The organism is Hymenobacter agri (genome assembly GCF_054778495.1).
In genome coordinates, this window is sequence record NZ_BAAGZM010000663.1 from 1 (window position 1) to 2,195 (window position 2,195).

At 64.8% G+C, this 2,195-nt stretch carries 1 protein-coding gene; it reads right to left on the reverse strand.

Going from position 1 to position 2,195, the window contains the following annotated elements:
* On the reverse strand, window positions 1-2,178 hold a 2,178-nt coding region (locus ACYVDE_RS20790), incomplete at its 3' end, for a histidine kinase dimerization/phospho-acceptor domain-containing protein (protein ID WP_460503449.1).
* Window positions 2,179-2,195: the final 17 nt, after the last annotated feature.

Consider the following 2,195-nt stretch of genomic DNA (forward strand, 5'->3'; position numbering starts at 1 on the left):
GTCGGGCTGGTGCAGGCCGGCGCAGCGCCGCAGCACCTCGGCCACGTCGAGGCGCTCGGGACGCATGGCCGGCAGGTTGGTGAAGGTGCTGAAGCTGGTGGCGATGTCGCTCAGCACGTCAATCTGGGTGATGAGCGTTTGGGAGATGCGCCCAATCAGCTCCTCCGAGTTGGGCCGGCGCTCGGCAATGGCTTTCTGCAGGAATTGCAGGCTCAGCTTCATCGGCGTTAGCGGGTTCTTAATTTCGTGGGCCACCTGCCGGGCCATTTCGCGCCAGGCCGCCTCCTTCTCCTGGGCCGCCAGCTCGCGCTTGCTGGCCTCCAGCTTGGTGAGCATGGCGTTGTACTCGCGCACCAGCAGGCCAATCTCGTCGTCGGAGCTGCGGTAGTCGAGCAGCTCGTTTTCGCCCGTGAGCGTGGTTTGCGTGAGCTTTTCGGTGATGAGCGTGAGCGGGGCCGTGAGCTGTCGCGCCGCCACGTAAGCCAGCCCCAGAAACACCAGGAACATCAGCGTGAAAATGTTCAGAATAGTCGTAAACAGCTCCGTCAGCTTGGTATTGAGGGCCTTTTCCGAGTCGAAGAAGGGAATGCCCACGTAGCCCAGAATAGTCCCGGTAGGCGCGGCCAGCTCATCGGCCGACGACCCATCATCGTCGTCAAATGGCGACTTCACCGCGTATTTGGCCGCCGCGCGCCGGGTGCCCCGGCCGATGGTGTGGCCAGCCAAATCGGCCACCACCTTTTCGCCCGCGCCGGCCCGCACCGGCAGGTACAGCGAGTTGAACGACAGCGAGCCCGCCCGCTCCGTCAGCCGCGCCCGGGGACGGTTGCGCTCGCGCAGGGCCACCATGGCTTGCGGGTTCAGCAGCGGCCCCAGCAGGCCGGCATCGAAAATCAGCGGCTGGCTGCTCGAAAGTAGCTCGCCGTGCGCATCGTACAGGTTCAGGTCGGTTTCGGTGAGGGCGGCCACGTTTTTGGCCAGCGCCGCCAGCGTAGGTCGCGCCGTGCTGTCGGATAGCAAATGGCGCTGCCGGCGCAGGCTTTCAAGGGCCAGTTGCCCGCGGCGTTCGTAGGTGCGGGCCAGGTCGCGCTTGTAGGAAGCAATGAGCTGGCTGGCGGTCGCAATGCTCACCACCAACAGCGGCACTACAATGCCCACGTTCAGCAGCAATTGAATGCGGGTACTGAAGTTGAGGCGTGGCAGGGCCCGGTCGCGTACCAGCAGCCCCCCGGCCCCCAGCACCAGCCAGAAGCCCGCCGACAGCAGAAACTGAAACGAGAAGTTCGCCAGCCAGTCGGCCGCCGAGTACGTGGCCGTCGTCACAACCACGGTGCGGCCCAACGAGCCCCGCACGCCAAAATGCTGGTAGCCCTTGCGCGCCAAGCCGGTGGAATAGAGGCGCGGGTCGGCCAGCAGGTCGGCCGGCAGGCGGTTGGCGTAGTCGAAGTCACCCTCGCTATACACCAGTTGCCCGTGGCTGTAGCCCGCATAGCTCAGCTCGGTGGCGAGGCCGGGCTCGAAGTATTTCTGGTCGACTAGCAATTCTGGCAGCACGCTGTACGACGTCAGTTTTTTCAGGCTGAGCTCCACCCGCACCGCGCCCAGCGGCAGCCCTATACCATTCACCCGCTGCCCGGGCACGGTGATGTAGGCCACGTAGCGCCGCGAGCCAAACGGATTGCCCGACTGCATCAGAAACACCCCGGCCTGGCCCGTGGCCGTGGCCGTGCGGGCGGTATTGATGCGTGCGGCCAGCAGATTGGGCGTGCCCGATGGGGCGCCCACGGCCTCGCCCGGCGCGTCATAGAGGGTAATATTGCTTTCGTACTTGTCGAAATAATCGCTCAGGTATTGCCGGGCAATGCGCTCGCGCACTGCTTCGGGGTTGCCAAAAGCCGCCGTGAGCGAGCGCCGCACAAATGGGTCGACGGCAATTTTGCGCATCTGCTCACTCAGCAGAAACTCCCCCTGAAAGTCGTTATCGATGAGCAGATTGCCCGCTAAGCGCTGCTTATCCACTAGTAGCTGCTTTTCGAAATGCGCGTACAGCGCCAGCGCGCCCGTAGCCGAGGTCAGCGCCACCAGCAGCACCACCAGCACGGCACTTTGGTAGCTGCCGGGCCCGGGCGCGGCGCGCAGGTTCACGGCCCGCACCAGCGCCGCGAATAGCAGCAACACGCCCGCCAGTAGCAACC